We start from the raw sequence: 15,537 nt of genomic DNA, 5'->3' as shown, positions 1-15,537 counted from the left end.
TCGGAGGTGCGCCGTGCCTCCCGGCCAATAGCGTCGAGACGTCGGCGAGCACCGCCGACGGAAGTCGAGACGTCGGCGAGGACCGCCGACGGAAGGGGAACGGGCGATGCTCACCATCGAAGGGGTCACGAAGCACTTCGGCGACCGCCGGGTGCTCGACGACGTGGGGTTCTCGGTCGGCAGCGGCCGACTGACCGGCTTCGTCGGCGGCAACGGCGCCGGCAAGACGACCACCATGCGGATCCTGCTCGGCGTGCTGCAGGCCGAAACCGGGCGGGTCACGATCGACGGCAGCGAGGTCGGGCCGACCGACCGCCGCCGCTTCGGCTACATGCCCGAGGAGCGCGGGCTCTACCCGAAGATGCCGGTCGCCGAGCAGATCACCTACCTGGCGCGTCTGCACGGCGTCGACAAGCGGACCGCCGGGCAGCGCACGAGCGCACTGCTCGAACGCCTCGACCTCGCGCAGCACGCGGGCGACGCCGTCGAGAAGCTCTCGCTGGGCAACCAGCAGCGGGTGCAGGTCGCCGCGGCACTCGTGCACGACCCGGAGGTCCTGGTGCTCGACGAACCGTTCTCGGGCCTGGACCCGATGGCGGTCGACACCGTGCTCGGCGTGCTCCGTGAGCAGGCCGCCAAGGGTGTGCCGGTGCTGTTCTCGAGCCACCAGCTCGACGTGGTCGAACGGCTCTGCGACGACGTCGTCGTGATCGCCGACGGCACGATCCGCGCCGCCGGCTCCCAGGAGGACCTGCGCCGCAGCGCCGGACCTGCCGCGTGGGAGCTGCTCGTCGACGGTGACGTCGCCTGGCTCCGTGACGAGCCCGGCGTGACCGTCCGCGAGTTCGACGGCGGCTACGCCGTGTTCGAGGCCGACGAGCCGACCGCGCAGCGTGTCCTGCAGCGCGCCGTCCAGCACGGCACGGTGGGGTCGTTCGCCCCGCGGGTGCCCCGACTCAGCGAGGTCTTCCGGGAGGTCGTCCGATGAACAGCTCCTTCGTGAACGCGGTCAGGCTCGTGACCGCCCGCGAGATCCAGGCCCGTGTGCGCAGCAAGGCCTTCGTGGTCTCGGCGGCGATCCTGCTGGTGGTGGTCGTCGCCTCGATCGTGATCGGCGGCATCGTCGGCAAGGCCACGGCGGACGACACGACCCCCGTCGCAGTCGTCGACGGGGTCTCGCTCGAGTCCACGGCCGGCTTCGACGTCACCCCGACGCGGACCACCGCGCAGGCCGAACGCCTGGTGCGCGACGGCGAGGTGGACGCCGCCATCGTGCCGTCCGACGACGCCCTCGGCTACTCGGTCGTGGGGCTCGAGGACGCCCCGACCGACGTCGTCAGCGCGCTCAGTGTCACGCCGTCCGTCGAGCTCCTCGAGCCCGGGACGCTGTCCGCGGGGCTCGTGTCCGCCATCGGCATCATGTTCGGCGTCGTGTTCTTCGCCTCCGCGGTGACCTTCGGTTCGTCGATCGCGCAGAGCGTCGTCGAGGAGAAGTCCACCCGGGTCGTCGAGATCCTGATGGCGGCGATCCCGGCGCGGGCACTGCTCGCCGGCAAGGTGCTCGGCAACAGCATCATGGCCTTCGCGCAGATCGTCGCGATCGCGATCGCCGGGGTGGTGGCCCTCGCGGTCACCGGGCAGGACAACCTGTTCACCCTGCTCGGGCCGAGCGTCCTGTGGTTCGTCGGCTTCTTCGCGGTCGGTTTCGTGCTCATCGCGTCGCTGTTCGCCGCGTCCGCCGTGCTCGTCTCCCGTCAGGAGGACGTCGGCAGCGTGACCATGCCGGTGATGATGCTCGTGATGATCCCTTACATCCTCATCGTGGTGGCGGCGGACGACCCGACGATCGTGGGGATCATGTCGTACGTCCCGTTCAGTGCGCCGATCGGCATGCCGATGCGCATCTTCCTGGGGACGGCCGAGTGGTGGGAGCCGATCGTGTCACTGCTGGTCGTCGCCGCGTCGGTCGTCGTGGTCGTCGCCGTGGGCGCGCGCATCTACGAGAACGCGCTGCTCCGGACCGGCGGTCGCGTGAAGCTCGCGGAGGCGCTGCGCGGCTGACGAGCGGGCGACGGACGGGAGGCACGGTGCCAGCTGGCACCGTGCCTCCCGTCCGTCGTGCGGTTGCGCGCGCGGGGCGCGTCCATGGAGCAGACGACGTCGGGTTGCCTCGCGCCACTCGACGTTTCCTGCTCCACCGACGGCGGCGCGGACCGAACGCGCGGACCGAGCGGCCACGCGGGCGCCGCGTCAGCGCTGACCGAAGGCCGCCTGCACCCCCAGGCTCGTCGCCGCGACGAGCACCCACAGCGCGATGCCGAGCAGCATCGGGCGGAACCCGGCACGACGCAGCGCCGCGAAGTCCGTCGAGACCCCCACGGCCGCCAGCGCCACCGTGATGAGGAACGTCGCCGCCGCCGAGAACCCCGGGGCCGCCGCCGCCGGCAGGACCCCGGTGGTCCGCAGCAGCACCACGACGAGGAACCCGACGAGGAACCACGGGACCAACCGCAGCACACGGACGCCCCCGGCGCGACGCGGCCCGTCGACGGAGTCCGGCTGCGCGCGGGCGGTGCGGCGTGCCTCCAGGCCGGCGAGCCCGATGACGATCGGGATGATCATCAGGGTCCGGACCAGCTTCACGACGACGGCCGTGTCGGTCGCCTGGGGACCGTAGATCGTGGCGGTCGCGACGACGGACGACGTGTCGTTCACGGCGGTGCCGGCGAAGACGCCGAACGCGTGCTGGGACAGGCCGAGCGCGTGGCCGACCAGGGGGAAGACGAAGACCGCGGCGATGTTGCAGAGGAAGATCGTCGACAGGGCGTACGCGACCTCGGCGCTGGCGGCACCGACGACGGGGGTGACGGCCGCGATGGCGGAGGCGCCGCAGATGCCCGTGCCGACCCCGATCAGCGTGCGGAGCGTGCTCGACACCCGGAGCAACCGACCGATCCCCCACGCGGCGACGAGGCAGACCACGAGCGTCGTGAGCATCACCGGGAGGGTCTCGCCGCCGATGCGCACGACCTCGCCGATCGACAGCTGTGCGCCGAGGAGCACGACCGCGGCCTGCAGGACCCGGCTCGACGCGAACTTCACGCCGGGCTGCAGCCCGCCGAGGTCTGCCGTCCCGTGGTCCTGCTGCCGTCGGCGCCGGACGAGCCAGCCGACCAGCGCACCGAGCAGCACGGCCGGCACCGGACCGCCGACGACCGGGACCGCACGGCCCACCAGGGTGGCGGCGATGCCGATCACGACCGCGAGCGCGAGACCGGGCAGGGCGGCGACGAGCGCCGGGCGGGTCAGGGGCATGCGGACCAGCATCCCACCGGCGCGGGCGGTCAGGCAGCCGGCGGGACGTCCCCGGACATCTCGACCCGACCCGCGCCGTCGTCCCACGTGTAGGTCGCGGTCGCGCGGCCGGACGGGTCGGCGTTGCTGTCGGCACCCTGCGGGTAGCGGTACTCGACGCGGATCGACCCCGCCGACTTCCGCGTCACCTCCGGCACGAACGGGTACTGCTCCTTCGTCGCCGTCCCGAGGTACGTGCCGTCGTGGAAGAGCAGGATCGCGACCGGTGAGCTCGCGGTGCCGTCGGCGACGCTGACGGTGACGGCGGACAGGGCCGCGCACCCGTCGTACACCGAGGTGTCCGCGGCCGACGCGTCCCACCGCGCCGACTCGAGGCCGGCGGGCAGCGGGAGGTCCGCGATCGGACCAGCGGCGGCAGCGGCCCCGTCGGACGGCCCGCACGAGGGCGTGGCGGTGGGAGCCGCCCCGCCGGACGACGAGGCGGACGACGACGCCGACGGGGTGACCGTCCGGGTCGCGGTCACGGTCGCGGTGGCATCACCGCCCGATCCTCCCGTGCACCCGGCGAGCGCGACCGAAGCGATCGCGGTGACCAGGAGCAGGCCTGCGGGACGGGAGTGACGAGTGGCGCGCATGGGACCACCCTGCTCTCCGCGCTGCGTGGACGTTCGTCCCCCAGCCGCATCGGCACCTGGAACCGGACGACCGCTCCGGCGTACCATCCAGGCGGAAGCAAGGGCGGTTCCGAACACCTCCCGAGCGCCGACCTCACGGGCCGGTCGAGTCAGACACAGATCAGAGCACGCCGTGACCGAACACCTCATCGAGTACGTCGCCCGCGACCGAACGGGCATCACCACCGTCGTCACCACGACGGGTGTCTTCGACGTGGACACCGTCATCGACCACATCCGCGCCGGCCACGCCGGCTACTACGTCGCCGCCGACTCGTGGAAGCGCACGCCGGTCCGGAGCATGTCGTTCATCGGCGGCTCCTACCTGTTCGCGAACTGGGACGGCACGAAGCGGAACATGCTCCACGACCTCGCGTTCCGCATGCCCACGCGTGCGATCGAGGTCGTCCAGCAGCCACGACGCACGGGGCGGCTGACGCGCGCCCTGCGCGGGCTGTTCTCGCGGGCGGCCTGACCCGCCGGTACCCGGCTGCGGACGGACGGGAGGCTCGGTGCCAGCTGGCACCGAGCCTCCCGTTGCGTCTCGTGGTCACGTCGTGACCGTCAGCGGCCCTCGTCGTCAGACGTCGCGCTTCTTGACCGCGGCCACCGCGATGACGCCGATCGCGACGACCCACGCCGCGAGGATCCCGCCGCCGGACCAGCCGTTCAGCACGACGCCCTCGGGCGCGGGCTGGTCCGCGGACCGCTCGTACGTGTAGAGCTGGCTGCCGGCCTGGTCGGGCAGGAAGCGCGACCCGTCGAGGAGCCACTGCTGGTCCACCAGTCCGGCGACGAGCTGCAGCACGATCGGCAGCACGAGCAGCACACCGAGCGCGATGGCGATGCCGCCGGCGCTCGAGCGAACGAGGAGCCCGATGCCGAAGGCGAGCAGCGCGATCCCCGTCACGTAGACGGACGAGCCGAGGATCGGCATGAACACCGCGGGGTCGGCCAGGTCGGCCTCGACGCCCTTGTCGGCCTGGAAGAGCGTGACGAGCGCGACGCCGATCCACGTGGCGACCACGCTGACCACGAAGGTGGCGACGGCGAGGACGACGGCCTTGGCCAGGACGGCACCGGTGCGGCCGGGATCGGCGGTGAAGGTCGACCGGACCTGTCCCGTGCCGTACTCACCCGTGATGATGAGGACGCCCAGCACCGCAGCGACCAGCACGGTGAAGCCGACCGACGAGATGCTGAGGTTCACGATCTGCGCGTTCGCGACCGCCTGGGTCACCTCGGCGCCCTCGGGCAGGCCGACGATCGGCGCGTAGAGCCCGAGCAGTGCACCGAGCCCGATCGTCAGGGCGACGATGATCGCGTAGCACCACCAGGTGGAGCGGATGCTGCGGAACTTGATCCACTCGCTGCGGACCAGTCGTCCGAAGCCCAGGCCGACGCTGCTCGGCATCGCGGTGGCGGTCGCGGCGCTCATCGGGCGACCTCCGCCTGGTACTCGACCTCGTCCTTGGTCAGGGCCATGTACGCCTCCTCGAGGCTCGCACCCATCGGGGTGAGTTCGTGGAGCACCGCACCGCTCTGCGCGGCGATGGTGCCGATCTGCTGCGCGTCGGGGCCGACGACCACGAAGGCGCCGTCCTCGCGCGGGGTGATCGACGACGCGGCCGACCCGACCGCACCGAAGAGCTGGTCGGGGTGCGGCGTCCGGACGAGGGTGCGCGCCGCGCCGCCCTGCCCGCTGCCGGCGACGAACTCGGCGATCGGGGCGTCCGCGAGCACCTTGCCGCGACCGAGCACGACCACACGGTCGGCGGTCTGCGCCATCTCGCTCATCAGGTGGCTGGAGAGGAACACGGTGCGGCCCTCGGACGCCAGGTGCCGGGCGAGCTGGCGCACCCACACGACGCCGTCCGGGTCGAGACCGTTCACCGGCTCGTCCAGGATCAGGGTCTTCGGGTCGCCGAGCAGCGCCGCCGCAATGCCGAGCCGCTGCCCCATGCCGAGGGAGAACCCGCCGACGCGCTTCTTCGCGACCGACTCGAGCCCGGTGAGCTCGATCACGTGGTGCACGCGGGACTTCGGGATGCCGTGCGTCGCCGCGAGCGAGAGCAGGTGGTTGTACGCGCTGCGCCCGGAGTGGACGGCCTTCGCCTCGAGCAGCGCACCGACCTGGCGGAGCGGGTCGCGGAAGGATCGGTACTCCTGGCCGTTCACCCGGACCCGCCCGGACGTGGGCGTGTCGAGGCCCATGATCATCCGCATGGTCGTGGACTTCCCGGCGCCGTTCGGGCCGAGGAAGCCGGTGACGCTGCCCGGGCGGACGACGAAGGAGATGTCGTCCACGGCGGTCTTGGCGCCGTAGCGCTTGGACAGATGCTCGATCTCGATCACGAGGTCCACGCTATTTCCGGAGCCCTGCCCGGCGCGTCCCCCCACGGGTGGAGACCCGAGGTCATCCCCCAGGAGGACACGGCAGATCGCGGGAGGGCGCCGAGCAACGTCGTCGACCGCGCTGGAAGGACACCCCGACGACGCACCAATCCGGCTGCGCGCCTGCTCCGAAACCCCTGTACGACGACGACGCTGCCCCAGTGCGGTGATCCCGAGACGCCGTCGTGGAACGCACTCGGAAGGACTGCACCATGACCAGCAACGCGGCATCACCCCGTACCGGTTTCGCTTCGACCCTCGTCCAGAAGGGCGCACTGCTCTTCGGCGTCGTCTTCCTCATCGTCGGCGTCGCCGGCTTCATCCCCGGCCTGACCATGGACATGGGCACCATGTCGTTCGCCGGCAACAGCTCGATGGCCATGCTCCTCGGGCTCTTCCAGGTGTCGGCGCTGCACAACATCGTGCACCTGCTGTTCGGCATCGTCGGCATCCTCGCCGCCCGCTCCGCCGCCGGCTCGCGCTCCTACCTGCTCATCGGCGGCATCGTCTACGCCGTGCTGTTCGTCTTCGGCCTCTTCGTCGCGAACATGGCCGGTGCGGCGAACTTCGTCCCGCTGAACAGCGCCGACAACGTCCTGCACGCGTTCCTCGCGGTCGCGATGATCGTCCTCGGTGTGCTGCTCCCCCGTGCGGGACGCACCGCGCGCTGATCGACCTCGGTGGGCCGCCCGGTGCTGGGCGGTCCACCGGACCAGCGGTGGCCTCCCCGGGGATCAGGGGCCATCGGACGCCCCCGTCGCAGCTTCGGCGGGGGCGTCGTCGTGCCCGGTTCGTACCTCGGACGAGCCTCGACCCGTTCCGAGCGCTCGTTGGGTCTGCCGCTGCCGATGTCCCGCTACTCTGCTGCACGATCGAGGGGAACCGATGACTGAACGAGCGAGGATCCTGTGCGCGGTCGCCGTGAGCGCCGGGATCGTCGCACTGGCAGCCTGTTCATCCGCCTCCGAACCGAAGGAGGCCGCCGTGTCCGCAACTGACCAGAACGCCGCGAAGCAGGTCTGGCAGGCGATGAACACCGAGATCGAATCGTCGCAAGACGTGGTCGGGCCGGGGTGGCTCGCCTCCGACACCGCAGCGCGTGCGTGCGGAACACGTGGCGTGCAGTGGGTGATCAACCGGTACGGACCGGGAACGAGTGCGGCGGAGCGGGCCGAGGTTCTCGACGGCCTCGAGCGGCGCTGGACAGCGCTCGGGTGGAAGCCGGTGCGATCCGCCATCACAGGTGACGCGCCCGGCCAACGCCTGCGCTACCCGGCTACCCGGTCGCTCGACGACGGGTTCTTCGTTGAGTTCGGGACCACCGAGCGCGGGTCGACGCTGCAACTCCGGACGCCGTGCACGCCGGGCGACTCGGCAGCGCTGAACGCCGAGCAGTACGCCGAACGCCACACCGACACGCCGCCTGACGTACCCGGTGCAACGGTGTCCCCGACGACCGGAACCTGAACTGCCAGACCCAGGTCGTTGAGCGCACGCGCGACGGCGACTCGGTCAGAGGCGCAACGCGAGGGCGTTCGCGGTCAGGCCCGCCGCCGTCCCGCAGAGCAGCACGGTGTCGCCCCGTCGGAGTCGTCCGTCGTCGAGGCACCGCGCGAGCATGAACGGCACCGACGAGGACACCGAGTTCCCGAACGCGGCGACCTCGTCGACGTACTTGTCGGTCGGGATCCCGAGCCGGCGCATCGCGAGTCCGATCGCCCCGCTGGCCTGGTGCGGCACGACCAGGTCGACGTCGTCGAGCCCGAGTCCGCTGCGCTCCCAGAACCGCGCGAAGAACCCGGGCAGGACGCGGAGCATCCCGGTCAGGGCGCGCCGGCCGTGCATGTCGAACAGGTAGTCCGCCGGGTCGCCGTCGGCGTACTGCTGCGCCGGGTACCGGGACAGGCCGCCCCGGAGCTCGGTGTCGTGGGCGTGCTCCGGCCACGTCTGCTGCAGCGCCGACAGCACCCCCTGCGTCCCGTCGCCCCGGGTGAGCACGACCGCGGCCGCGGCGTCCGAGAACAGCTCGGCGGACTCGCGCTGGGCCGGGTCGAGGAAGCGCGATCCGACGTCACCGGACACGACGAGCACGCGCTCGTGGTCGCCGTCCTCCAGGTACCGGGAGGCGATGTCGAGCGCGGTGATGAAGCTCGTGCACGTCGAGTTGACGTCGAGTGCGGCAGCCCGGGCGTCGGGAGCGACCCGCTCCATCACGAGGGCCGCCGTGCACGGGATCGGTTGGACGCCCGCAGCGCAGGCCGCGATCACCAGGTCGAGGTCGGCGGCGTCGATGCCGGCATGCTCGATCGCCCGGGACGCGGCCGCAGTGAGCATGTCGAGGTGCGACACGTCGTCGGCGATGCGGTACCGGGTGACGGTCCGTGCTCCGCTGCCGTAGGTGACCGTCCGGTCCGGCAGTGCTGTCCCCCAACCGGCGATGGCGCAGTGCTTCATGGTCCCCCTCGGTCCTCGTCGTCCTCGTCGTCGAGCAGGTCCACCCCGGTCCTGTGCTCGTCGTGGCTGAAGAGCAGTCTGACACCTGCGCGCTCGAGCGCGAGCAGGCGATCGGCGGTGTCGCGCTGCGCTCCGGCGTCGTGGGCGACCGCGCGCGGCAGGAGGCGCAGGTCGCGTTCCCGCCCGAGCAGGTCGCGGCTCCACGCGGCGTCCCCGGCGAGCAGCGCGCGGTCCTCGACCAGCAGGCCGAGGTGCCCGTCCGCATGTCCGGGCAGGCGCACGAGCCGGGTGTGACCGTCGCCGAACGGGTCGGCGGTGGCCAGCCCGACGGCGGCGAGCGGCCCGGCGCCTGCGGGGCCGAACGCGCTGTCCGGGATCACCTGGAGCCGGTCGACGAGGCCCTCGGGCAGCAGTCCGTGCAGCTGACCGGCGAGCACCCGCGGTCGGGCGACGCTGCGGGCGACGGCCTCGGTGACCAGCACCCGGGCGCGTGGGACCGCGGCCAGCCCACCGACGTGGTCGGGGTGCAGGTGCGACAGGACGACGTGCGTGACGGCGTCCGTGTCGACGGCGTCGGCGAGCGTGCTGCCCACCGGGACCACGGGCGGGAGCAGGCGTCGGTACGCCCACCCGGCGGCACCGGTCCGCCACGGCAGGGGCGCGTACCCGGTGTCGAACAGCACCGTACGGTCCGGGCCGGTCCAGGTGAACACGTTCGCGGGGAACATCCGGCGGTCGCGCGGAGCACCCCGGAGGAGACCGCGCACGTCGTGGGTCGTCCACCCGCACGCGGCGGCACGCAGGACACCGAGCGGGGGCTCCGCGACGCGGCCGTCCGTCGGACGCTCAGCCACGCGGCGGTCCGCCGGCCGCTCGGTCATGTGGGTGCCCGGCGGTCGCGTAGCTCGCCAGTGCCTCGTCGAGCCCGACGATCGGCTCGTACCCGAGCACCCGTCGGGCACGGGACAGGTCGAGCGTCTGCGAGTGCGTGATCGTCGACACGGTGTAGCGGGTGATCGGCGGTTCGGGCTGCCCCGGCAGCAGCGCGCACACGGCCTCGAGCACGGTGGCCAGTGCGGACACCGGTCCGGCGGGCAGGTGCAGGTGCCGCGGGCGCGTCCCGAGTCCGGTGAGCAGCTGGTCGAGCAGCTCGACGAACGGGCGCGGGTCGCCGTTCGTGATGTTGAACGCCAGCCCGGCGGCCTCGGGCACCTCGGCCGCGAGCCGGACGGCGTGCGCGACGTTCTCGACCGCGGTGAGGTCGACGAGCCCGCGGCCGCCGCGCAGGAGGGGCACTCCGACCCGTTCGTGGACGCGGAGCAGCCTCGGGACGAGCCCGGTGTCCCCCGCGCCGATGATGCCGCGCGGCCGCAGGACGACGATCTCGGGTCCGTCGGGGTCGCCCGTCGCGGCACGGAGGAGGGCCTCGGCGTGCAGCTTCGAGCGGATGTAGTGGTTCATCGGGCGGCTCGGGTCGACCTGGTCCTCGCGGATGTCGAGCCGGTCGCGCGGTGCGGCGTAGATGCCGGGTGACGACACGTGCACGAGCCGCCGCGCCCCGACGCGACGCGCGTACTCGAGCACCCGATCGGTCCCGGTGACGTTGGCGTGCTCGAAGGCCGACCACGGACCCCACGGCGAACTGAGCGCCGCGCAGTGCACGACGACGTCCGCGGGGACGTCGGCGCGGGCGAGGTCGTCGAGGTCCCCGACGTGCACGTCGCCGGCGGGCAGGGCCGAGGCTCGACGGCCGGACGCCGTGACGCGGTAGCCGTGGTCGCGCAGGGTCCGCACGACGTGGCCGCCGACGAACCCGCTCGCCCCGGTGACCAGTGCTCGCTCCCCGGTGCCTGTTCCCCCCATGCCTCAGATCCTACGAGCACGTCCGGAGCCGGCAGGAACGGGAGGCCCCCTAGGCTCGGGGCGTGCGGATCGCGCTGGTCACCGACTACTACTTGCCGACGCTCGGGGGCGTCCAGACGGCGGTGCGCTCCCTGGCCGAGGCGCTCACCGCGGCCGGACACGACGTCACGGTGTTCTGTCCGGACGACCCGGCGGGCCCCGCGCACACGGCGGGCAGCGCCGCCGTGCCGGCCGTCGTCGGTCTGCCCGTCTCCCCCGTGTTCCGCCCCGACGGCTACCCGTTCGCGTGGTCCCCGCGTCGCCTCCGCGCCCTGCTCCGTCGCGAGTTCGCCGCGCGCCGGATCGACGTCGTGCACACCCACTCCGAGATGTTCGCCGCGCTCGGCGGGCTCCGTGCCGCGCAGGACCTCGACGTCCCGGTGGTGCACACGATGCACGGCCGCATCGACGTCTACACGCGGAACGTGCTCCCCGTCCCCGCCGTCACGACGGTGCTGCTCGCCGTCCTGCACGCGACGCAGGTCCCCCGCCGAGGCATCCGGGTCGCGGCCGACGCCCCGTACACCCGCACCCGGACGGCGCGGCGGATGTGGCGGGTCATGCTCGCACAGTCACGGGCGAGCGACCACGTGGTGGTCCCGTCGCGGCACTTCGCCGACAAGCTCGTCGACCGGGGCGTGCGGACCCCGGTGTCGGTCGTCTCGAACGGCATCGAGCCCGCGGTCCTCGACGCGATCGGTCCCGCGGTGGTCCGGACCCGGGCGGCCGACGAGCCGCTGCGGGTGCTGTGGGTCGGGCGGCTGTCGCCCGAGAAGCGCCCGGAGGTCCTGGTCGAGGCCGCCCGGTCGTTCCCGCCCGGCACCGTGGTCGACGTGCTCGGCGACGGCGTCGCGCGTGCAGCGGTCGCCCGCGCCGCGGTCGGCACCCCGGTCCGGCTGCACGGCTCGACCCCGCACGAGGCGGTCCTCGCCGCCATGCACCGTGCACACGTGCTGGTGTCGAGCTCCTCCGACTTCGACAACCAGCCGATGGTGATGCTCGAGGCCGTCGCCACCGGTCTACCGGTCGTGCACTGCGACCCGGACCTCGCCGAGGTCGTCCCCGAGGGCGGAGGCTTCACGACGCCGACACCGGACGCCGCAGGGATCGCGGCGGTCGTCCGGCGGCTGCACGACGAGCCGGAGCGGCTCGAGCGGGCGAGCACAGCCCTGGTCGCGGCCCGCGGCCGCGTCGAGCAGCGCGTCGACGAGCTGGTGGCGGTCTACGAGCGCGTCCTGCGGCGGTCCTGAACCACACGACGGTCGGGAGGCTCGGTGCCGGCTGGCACCGAGCCTCCCGACCGTCGTGTGATCGGTCAGACCGTGGCGGACGCGCCCTCCAGGGTCGCGGCGAGCGGATCGAAGTCCTCGGGCAGCGACGCGATCGGTGCCACCGTCGACGCGACGTCGACGAACGCGCGGCGCGCGACCGACTCCTCGACCGCCACCATGGTGTCGAGCACGTGGTAGCCGACCTCGCCGGTGGCGATGTGCGCACCGCCGCCGCGGATCGCCCGCGCCATGTCGAGCACGCCGAGGCCGCGGCCGACCGTCGGCTCCTCGTCGGACAGGGTCTCCCACTCCTGCTCGATCGGGAACGACACGTCGGTGCCGAGCGGTCGGGCGATCCGGATCGGGTGGCCGCCGCCGAAGGTGTTCGGGTCCGGGAGCACGATCGTGCCCTCGGTGCCGTTCACCTCGAAGACGCCGTGCCGGAACAGCGGGGTGTCGAACGACAGCAGGGACTGCGCATTCCCGCCCTGCTCGAACGACGTCAGCACCGACAGGTGCGTCGGGACCTCGACCGGGAAGTCCTGCCCGGCGTTCGGGCCGACCACCAGCTGCCGGGTGTCGCGCGACCGGGACCCCGTCGCCACGACGGACGCCACCGGGCCGAGCAGGTGCACGAGCGCCGTGAAGTAGTACGGGCCCATGTCGAACAGCGGGCCGGCACCCTTCGCGTAGAGGAAGGACGCGTTCGGGTGGAACACGTCCGGTCCCTGCCACTGGAAGCTCGTGACGGCGGTGAGCGGGGTGCCGATCGCACCGGCCTCGATCGCGCGCTTGGCGGTCTGCCACCCGGTCCCGAGGACGGTGTCCGGTGCGATGCCGAGGCGCAGGCCGAGCTCGTCGGCGAGCGCCACGAGTCCGGCGGCGCTCTCGCGGTCGACGCCGATCGGCTTCTCGCTCCAGACGTGCTTGCCGGCGCGGAGTGCCGCGGTGGAGACCTCGACGTGCGTGGCGGGCAGGGTGAGGTTCACGACGATCTCGACGTCGGGGTCGGTGAGGACCTCGTCGCCGGTACCCGACGCGGGGATGCCCCACTTCGCCGCCGACGCCGCCGCGCGCTCGGTGTCGATGTCGCCGATGCGGACCACCTCGACGTCCGGGAACGTCGTGAGGTTCGTCAGGTACTGCTCGCTGATCATCCCGGCGCCGATGAAGCCGATGCCGACGCGGCCCGTGCGGGTCATGCGGACACCCCCGTGGTGGCGGTCGCGTCCGATCCGGCGAGCGTGGCGCGCAGCCAGCGGTACGACTGCTCGACCCCGTCGAAGATCTCCCCGTCGAAGCCGTCGAACTCGATGACGGCGTACTCGAGCGCCGACGCTGCGGCGAGCGCGTCGGCGAGCTGCACGTCGCCCTGGCCGGCGGGGGTCTGGTCGGTCGGCACCTGGGCGGTGGAGATCCCCTCGCGCATCGGACCGTCCTTGACGTGCACGGCGACGATGCGGTCGCCGAGCTCCTCGATGAACGGCACGAGGTCGATGCCCGCGGCGGAGGCCCAGTACAGGTCGAGCTCGAGCACGACGCGGGGGTCGAGCATCTCAGCGAGCACCTGCAGCGCGGGCTTCCCGTCGATGCGCGGCCGGAGCTCGTGGTCGTGGTTGTGGTAGCCGACGCGCAGGCCGTGGCCGGCGGCTTCCTCGGCGGCGGCGTTCAGTCGCGCGGCGACCCGCTCGATGCCCTCGCGGGTCGTCCAGTGGTCGGGGCCGACGAACGGGTCGATGACGATCTCGAGCCCGAGGGCCGACGCCTCGGCGAACGTCTCGGCGTGCGACGGAGCGGTCATCACGGTGCCGTCCGGCAGCGGGATCGACTCTTCGACCAGGAAGGCGTGACCGGTGCGCGCGCTGATGCCGTGCGCGTCGAAGGCCGTCCGGAGCTGGGCTGCGCGACCGACGAAGGCGAACGCCTCGACGGTGTCGAACCCGATGGCGGCGAGGCGGGCGACGCCACCGTCGAGGTCGGGCGCCAGTGCCTTGTCGACCGTGTAGAGCTGGAGCGAGATGCGGGGTGCCACGGTGGTCACCGGACCTTCTTGATCGGGAGGATGACGAGCGCACCGAGGAGCACGGCGACGCCGGCGCCCCAGAGCATGAGCGTGTAGTTCTGACCGCCACCGATGCCGAGCAGGAACAGGCCGACCGCCGGGGCGAGCGACTGCGGCAGGGCGTTGGCGATGTTGATGACGCCGAGGTCCTTGCCCGGGCGCTCCGGGTCGGGCAGCACGTCGACGACGAGCGCGGTGTCGATCGCGGCGTAGATGCCGTAGGCGAAGCCGAGCACGATCTCGGCGAAGTAGAACCCACCGACGGTGTCGACGTGCGCCAGGATCACGAGGCCGACGGCGGTCAGGGCGGTGGAGCCCCAGACGAAGACCTTGCGACGGCGGATGCGGTCCGACACCCAGCCCGAGACCGCGGCGCTGACGAGCAGGGCGACCGTGTAGAGCAGCACGCCGAACGCGACGGTGGCGGTGGCCTCGGCCAGGTCCTGGATGCCGATGTGCTCCCGCATGTAGAGCAGGCGGTACGTCGTGAACATGAACGTACCGAAGGTGATGAGGAAGCGGCCCCACCAGGCGAGTCCGAAGTCGGGGTGCTTGATCGGGTTCGTCCAGAACGACGCGATCAGGGTGAGCCAGCTGAAGGGCTTCGTCGTGGCCGGGAGCTCGTCGCGGGCCACGACGGCGTAGACGAGGATCACGACGATCGCCAGGATGCCCGGCGCGATGAAGAGCACCGGCAGGTTCCCGACCAGGTACACGGCGAGGTAGAGGCCGGCGAGGATCGCGATGTTCTGCGCGAGGGCGATGACGCTCGACGCCTTGCCGCGCTGGAACTCGGGCACGTTGTCGGCGAAGCTCGCGGTCAGCGTGGCGAGGACGGCGTTCGCGGCGACCTGGGCGAGCACCCACGCGATGGTGAGCTGCAGCACGTCCGGCGCGAACGCGAGCCAGGCCAGCGCGACGACGAAGACGACGACGCCGATGACCATCCAGGGCCGACGGCGACCCCAGCGCGTGCGGGTGCGGTCGGACAGTGCCCCCGCCAGCGGGTTGGCGAGCAGGGCGCCGAGGGCGCCGAACGGCAGGACCGACCCGACGATCGTCTCGGGGCTGTCCGGGTTGAGCACCGTCGCCTTGATCGACATGCTCACGAACACCGGGGTGAGCAGGGCGGCGAAGAGACCGAACTGGGCGAGGCTGAGTGCCCAGAGGTACTTCGGGCCGACCCGGACGGTGCTGACGCTCTGCGTGAGGCCCTCGACCGAGAACGCACGCGATGCCGCTGCGGGGTCACTGCTCGTGGCTCCGGCGGCCGCGGTGACCGGCGGGTTCGCGGTACCGGCGAGACCGGACTGCGGTTCTTCCTTCGACGTCGGTGTCGACATGACTCCTCCTCGAGCCATCGGGGGCGGGGCGCCCTCTTGAATACCTAGTGCTGGTAGGTGAGCAGGACAGTAACACCGAAAACCTTCCTCCGGAAGCTTTTTCTCGACATGTGTCGGCCCGC

16 protein-coding genes are annotated in these 15,537 nt (G+C 72.3%); 6 read left to right on the top strand and 10 right to left on the bottom strand.

Annotated elements, in window-relative coordinates:
• Positions 1–106: 106 nt before the first annotated feature.
• Together ABIC52_RS12100 and ABIC52_RS12095 are read left to right on the top strand one after the other, a co-directional pair.
• The gene (locus tag ABIC52_RS12100; protein WP_354027434.1) at positions 107–988 is read left to right on the top strand and encodes an ABC transporter ATP-binding protein; all 882 of its coding nucleotides are present in this window, start codon (positions 107–109) and stop codon (positions 986–988) included.
• Positions 985–2,061, top strand: coding sequence for an ABC transporter permease (locus ABIC52_RS12095; RefSeq protein ID WP_126891252.1), 1,077 nt, complete (start codon positions 985–987; stop codon positions 2,059–2,061). Before ABIC52_RS12100 ends, ABIC52_RS12095 begins: the two co-directional genes overlap by 4 nt.
• Before the next feature lie 189 nt (positions 2,062–2,250).
• On the opposite strand, the gene ABIC52_RS12090 is transcribed toward ABIC52_RS12095, so the two are convergent.
• Entirely contained in the window at positions 2,251–3,315 is a 1,065-nt protein-coding gene (locus tag ABIC52_RS12090) for a YeiH family protein (RefSeq protein WP_354027433.1), read from the bottom strand.
• A 29-nt stretch (positions 3,316–3,344) separates the two neighbouring features.
• A complete protein-coding gene (locus ABIC52_RS12085) occupies positions 3,345–3,950 on the bottom strand; it encodes an LppP/LprE family lipoprotein (protein WP_161972619.1) in 606 nt (201 codons plus the stop codon).
• A gap of 172 nt (positions 3,951–4,122) precedes the next feature.
• On the opposite strand from ABIC52_RS12085, the gene ABIC52_RS12080 reads away from it, so the two are divergent.
• A complete protein-coding gene (locus ABIC52_RS12080; protein ID WP_161972618.1) occupies positions 4,123–4,464 on the top strand; it encodes a hypothetical protein in 342 nt (113 codons plus the stop codon).
• 105 nt (positions 4,465–4,569) lie between these two features.
• Here the strand turns inward: ABIC52_RS12080 and ABIC52_RS12075 are convergent, their stop codons facing one another.
• Both ABIC52_RS12075 and ABIC52_RS12070 read right to left on the bottom strand, forming a co-directional pair.
• Positions 4,570–5,427, bottom strand: a complete 858-nt coding sequence (locus ABIC52_RS12075) for an ABC transporter permease (protein ID WP_126891248.1) — start codon at positions 5,425–5,427, stop codon at positions 4,570–4,572.
• Positions 5,424–6,344, bottom strand: a complete 921-nt coding sequence (locus tag ABIC52_RS12070) for an ABC transporter ATP-binding protein (RefSeq protein ID WP_126891247.1) — start codon at positions 6,342–6,344, stop codon at positions 5,424–5,426. The genes ABIC52_RS12075 and ABIC52_RS12070 overlap by 4 nt, the downstream gene beginning before the upstream one ends.
• Positions 6,345–6,595: 251 nt before the next feature.
• On the opposite strand from ABIC52_RS12070, the gene ABIC52_RS12065 reads away from it, so the two are divergent.
• Both ABIC52_RS12065 and ABIC52_RS12060 read left to right on the top strand, forming a co-directional pair.
• Positions 6,596–7,054 (top strand): DUF4383 domain-containing protein, encoded by a 459-nt coding sequence (locus ABIC52_RS12065; protein ID WP_126891246.1) that lies wholly within the window; start codon positions 6,596–6,598, stop codon positions 7,052–7,054.
• A 313-nt stretch (positions 7,055–7,367) separates the two neighbouring features.
• Positions 7,368–7,850: a hypothetical protein gene (locus tag ABIC52_RS12060; RefSeq protein ID WP_209824018.1), complete on the top strand. Its 483-nt coding sequence runs from the start codon at positions 7,368–7,370 to the stop codon at positions 7,848–7,850.
• A gap of 45 nt (positions 7,851–7,895) precedes the next feature.
• Here ABIC52_RS12060 and ABIC52_RS12055 read toward each other — a convergent pair whose 3' ends face one another.
• Genes ABIC52_RS12055 through ABIC52_RS12045 form a run of 3 tightly spaced genes read right to left on the bottom strand, consistent with a single transcriptional unit; the run spans position 7,896 to position 10,700 of the window.
• Positions 7,896–8,837 carry a 3-oxoacyl-ACP synthase III family protein gene (locus tag ABIC52_RS12055; RefSeq protein WP_209679435.1) on the bottom strand — a complete coding sequence of 314 codons (942 nt, stop codon included), beginning with the start codon at positions 8,835–8,837 and terminating at the stop codon, positions 7,896–7,898.
• The gene (locus ABIC52_RS12050; RefSeq protein WP_161972617.1) at positions 8,834–9,691 is read right to left on the bottom strand and encodes an MBL fold metallo-hydrolase; all 858 of its coding nucleotides are present in this window, start codon (positions 9,689–9,691) and stop codon (positions 8,834–8,836) included. The genes ABIC52_RS12055 and ABIC52_RS12050 overlap by 4 nt, the downstream gene beginning before the upstream one ends.
• A complete protein-coding gene (locus ABIC52_RS12045; RefSeq protein WP_126891243.1) occupies positions 9,684–10,700 on the bottom strand; it encodes an NAD-dependent epimerase/dehydratase family protein in 1,017 nt (338 codons plus the stop codon). Before ABIC52_RS12045 ends, ABIC52_RS12050 begins: the two co-directional genes overlap by 8 nt.
• Before the next feature lie 62 nt (positions 10,701–10,762).
• Here ABIC52_RS12045 and ABIC52_RS12040 point away from each other — a divergent pair, with 62 nt between their 5' ends.
• The gene (locus ABIC52_RS12040; protein ID WP_126891242.1) at positions 10,763–11,989 is read left to right on the top strand and encodes a glycosyltransferase; all 1,227 of its coding nucleotides are present in this window, start codon (positions 10,763–10,765) and stop codon (positions 11,987–11,989) included.
• Between the two features lie 65 nt (positions 11,990–12,054).
• Here ABIC52_RS12040 and ABIC52_RS12035 read toward each other — a convergent pair whose 3' ends face one another.
• The 3 genes from ABIC52_RS12035 to ABIC52_RS12025 are packed head-to-tail and all read right to left on the bottom strand — an operon-like array spanning position 12,055 to position 15,415.
• Positions 12,055–13,212 carry a Gfo/Idh/MocA family protein gene (locus tag ABIC52_RS12035; RefSeq protein ID WP_126891241.1) on the bottom strand — a complete coding sequence of 386 codons (1,158 nt, stop codon included), beginning with the start codon at positions 13,210–13,212 and terminating at the stop codon, positions 12,055–12,057.
• Positions 13,209–14,051 carry a sugar phosphate isomerase/epimerase family protein gene (locus tag ABIC52_RS12030; RefSeq protein ID WP_354027432.1) on the bottom strand — a complete coding sequence of 281 codons (843 nt, stop codon included), beginning with the start codon at positions 14,049–14,051 and terminating at the stop codon, positions 13,209–13,211. Before ABIC52_RS12030 ends, ABIC52_RS12035 begins: the two co-directional genes overlap by 4 nt.
• A complete protein-coding gene (locus tag ABIC52_RS12025) occupies positions 14,048–15,415 on the bottom strand; it encodes an MFS transporter (protein WP_126891240.1) in 1,368 nt (455 codons plus the stop codon). The genes ABIC52_RS12030 and ABIC52_RS12025 overlap by 4 nt, the downstream gene beginning before the upstream one ends.
• Positions 15,416–15,537 lie beyond the last annotated feature (122 nt).

This window comes from Curtobacterium oceanosedimentum, assembly GCF_040545555.1.
Lineage (GTDB): Bacteria > Actinomycetota > Actinomycetes > Actinomycetales > Microbacteriaceae > Curtobacterium.
Note: the sequence above shows the minus strand (reverse complement) of the source record. Positions and strands in the feature narration are given on the sequence as shown.

What these genes read in the sequence shown, in the direction of transcription:
- ABIC52_RS12100 (WP_354027434.1), top strand. Translation starts at nt 107, where the DNA reads ATGCTCACCATCGAAGGGGTCACGAAGCACTTCGGCGACCGCCGGGTG.
- ABIC52_RS12095 (WP_126891252.1), top strand. Translation starts at nt 985, where the DNA reads ATGAACAGCTCCTTCGTGAACGCGGTCAGGCTCGTGACCGCCCGCGAG.
- ABIC52_RS12090 (WP_354027433.1), bottom strand. Translation starts at nt 3,315, where the DNA reads ATGCCCCTGACCCGCCCGGCGCTCGTCGCCGCCCTGCCCGGTCTCGCG.
- ABIC52_RS12085 (WP_161972619.1), bottom strand. Translation starts at nt 3,950, where the DNA reads ATGCGCGCCACTCGTCACTCCCGTCCCGCAGGCCTGCTCCTGGTCACC.
- ABIC52_RS12075 (WP_126891248.1), bottom strand. Translation starts at nt 5,427, where the DNA reads ATGAGCGCCGCGACCGCCACCGCGATGCCGAGCAGCGTCGGCCTGGGC.
- ABIC52_RS12065 (WP_126891246.1), top strand. Translation starts at nt 6,596, where the DNA reads ATGACCAGCAACGCGGCATCACCCCGTACCGGTTTCGCTTCGACCCTC.
- ABIC52_RS12055 (WP_209679435.1), bottom strand. Translation starts at nt 8,837, where the DNA reads ATGAAGCACTGCGCCATCGCCGGTTGGGGGACAGCACTGCCGGACCGG.
- ABIC52_RS12045 (WP_126891243.1), bottom strand. Translation starts at nt 10,700, where the DNA reads ATGGGGGGAACAGGCACCGGGGAGCGAGCACTGGTCACCGGGGCGAGC.
- ABIC52_RS12035 (WP_126891241.1), bottom strand. Translation starts at nt 13,212, where the DNA reads ATGACCCGCACGGGCCGCGTCGGCATCGGCTTCATCGGCGCCGGGATG.
- ABIC52_RS12025 (WP_126891240.1), bottom strand. Translation starts at nt 15,415, where the DNA reads ATGTCGACACCGACGTCGAAGGAAGAACCGCAGTCCGGTCTCGCCGGT.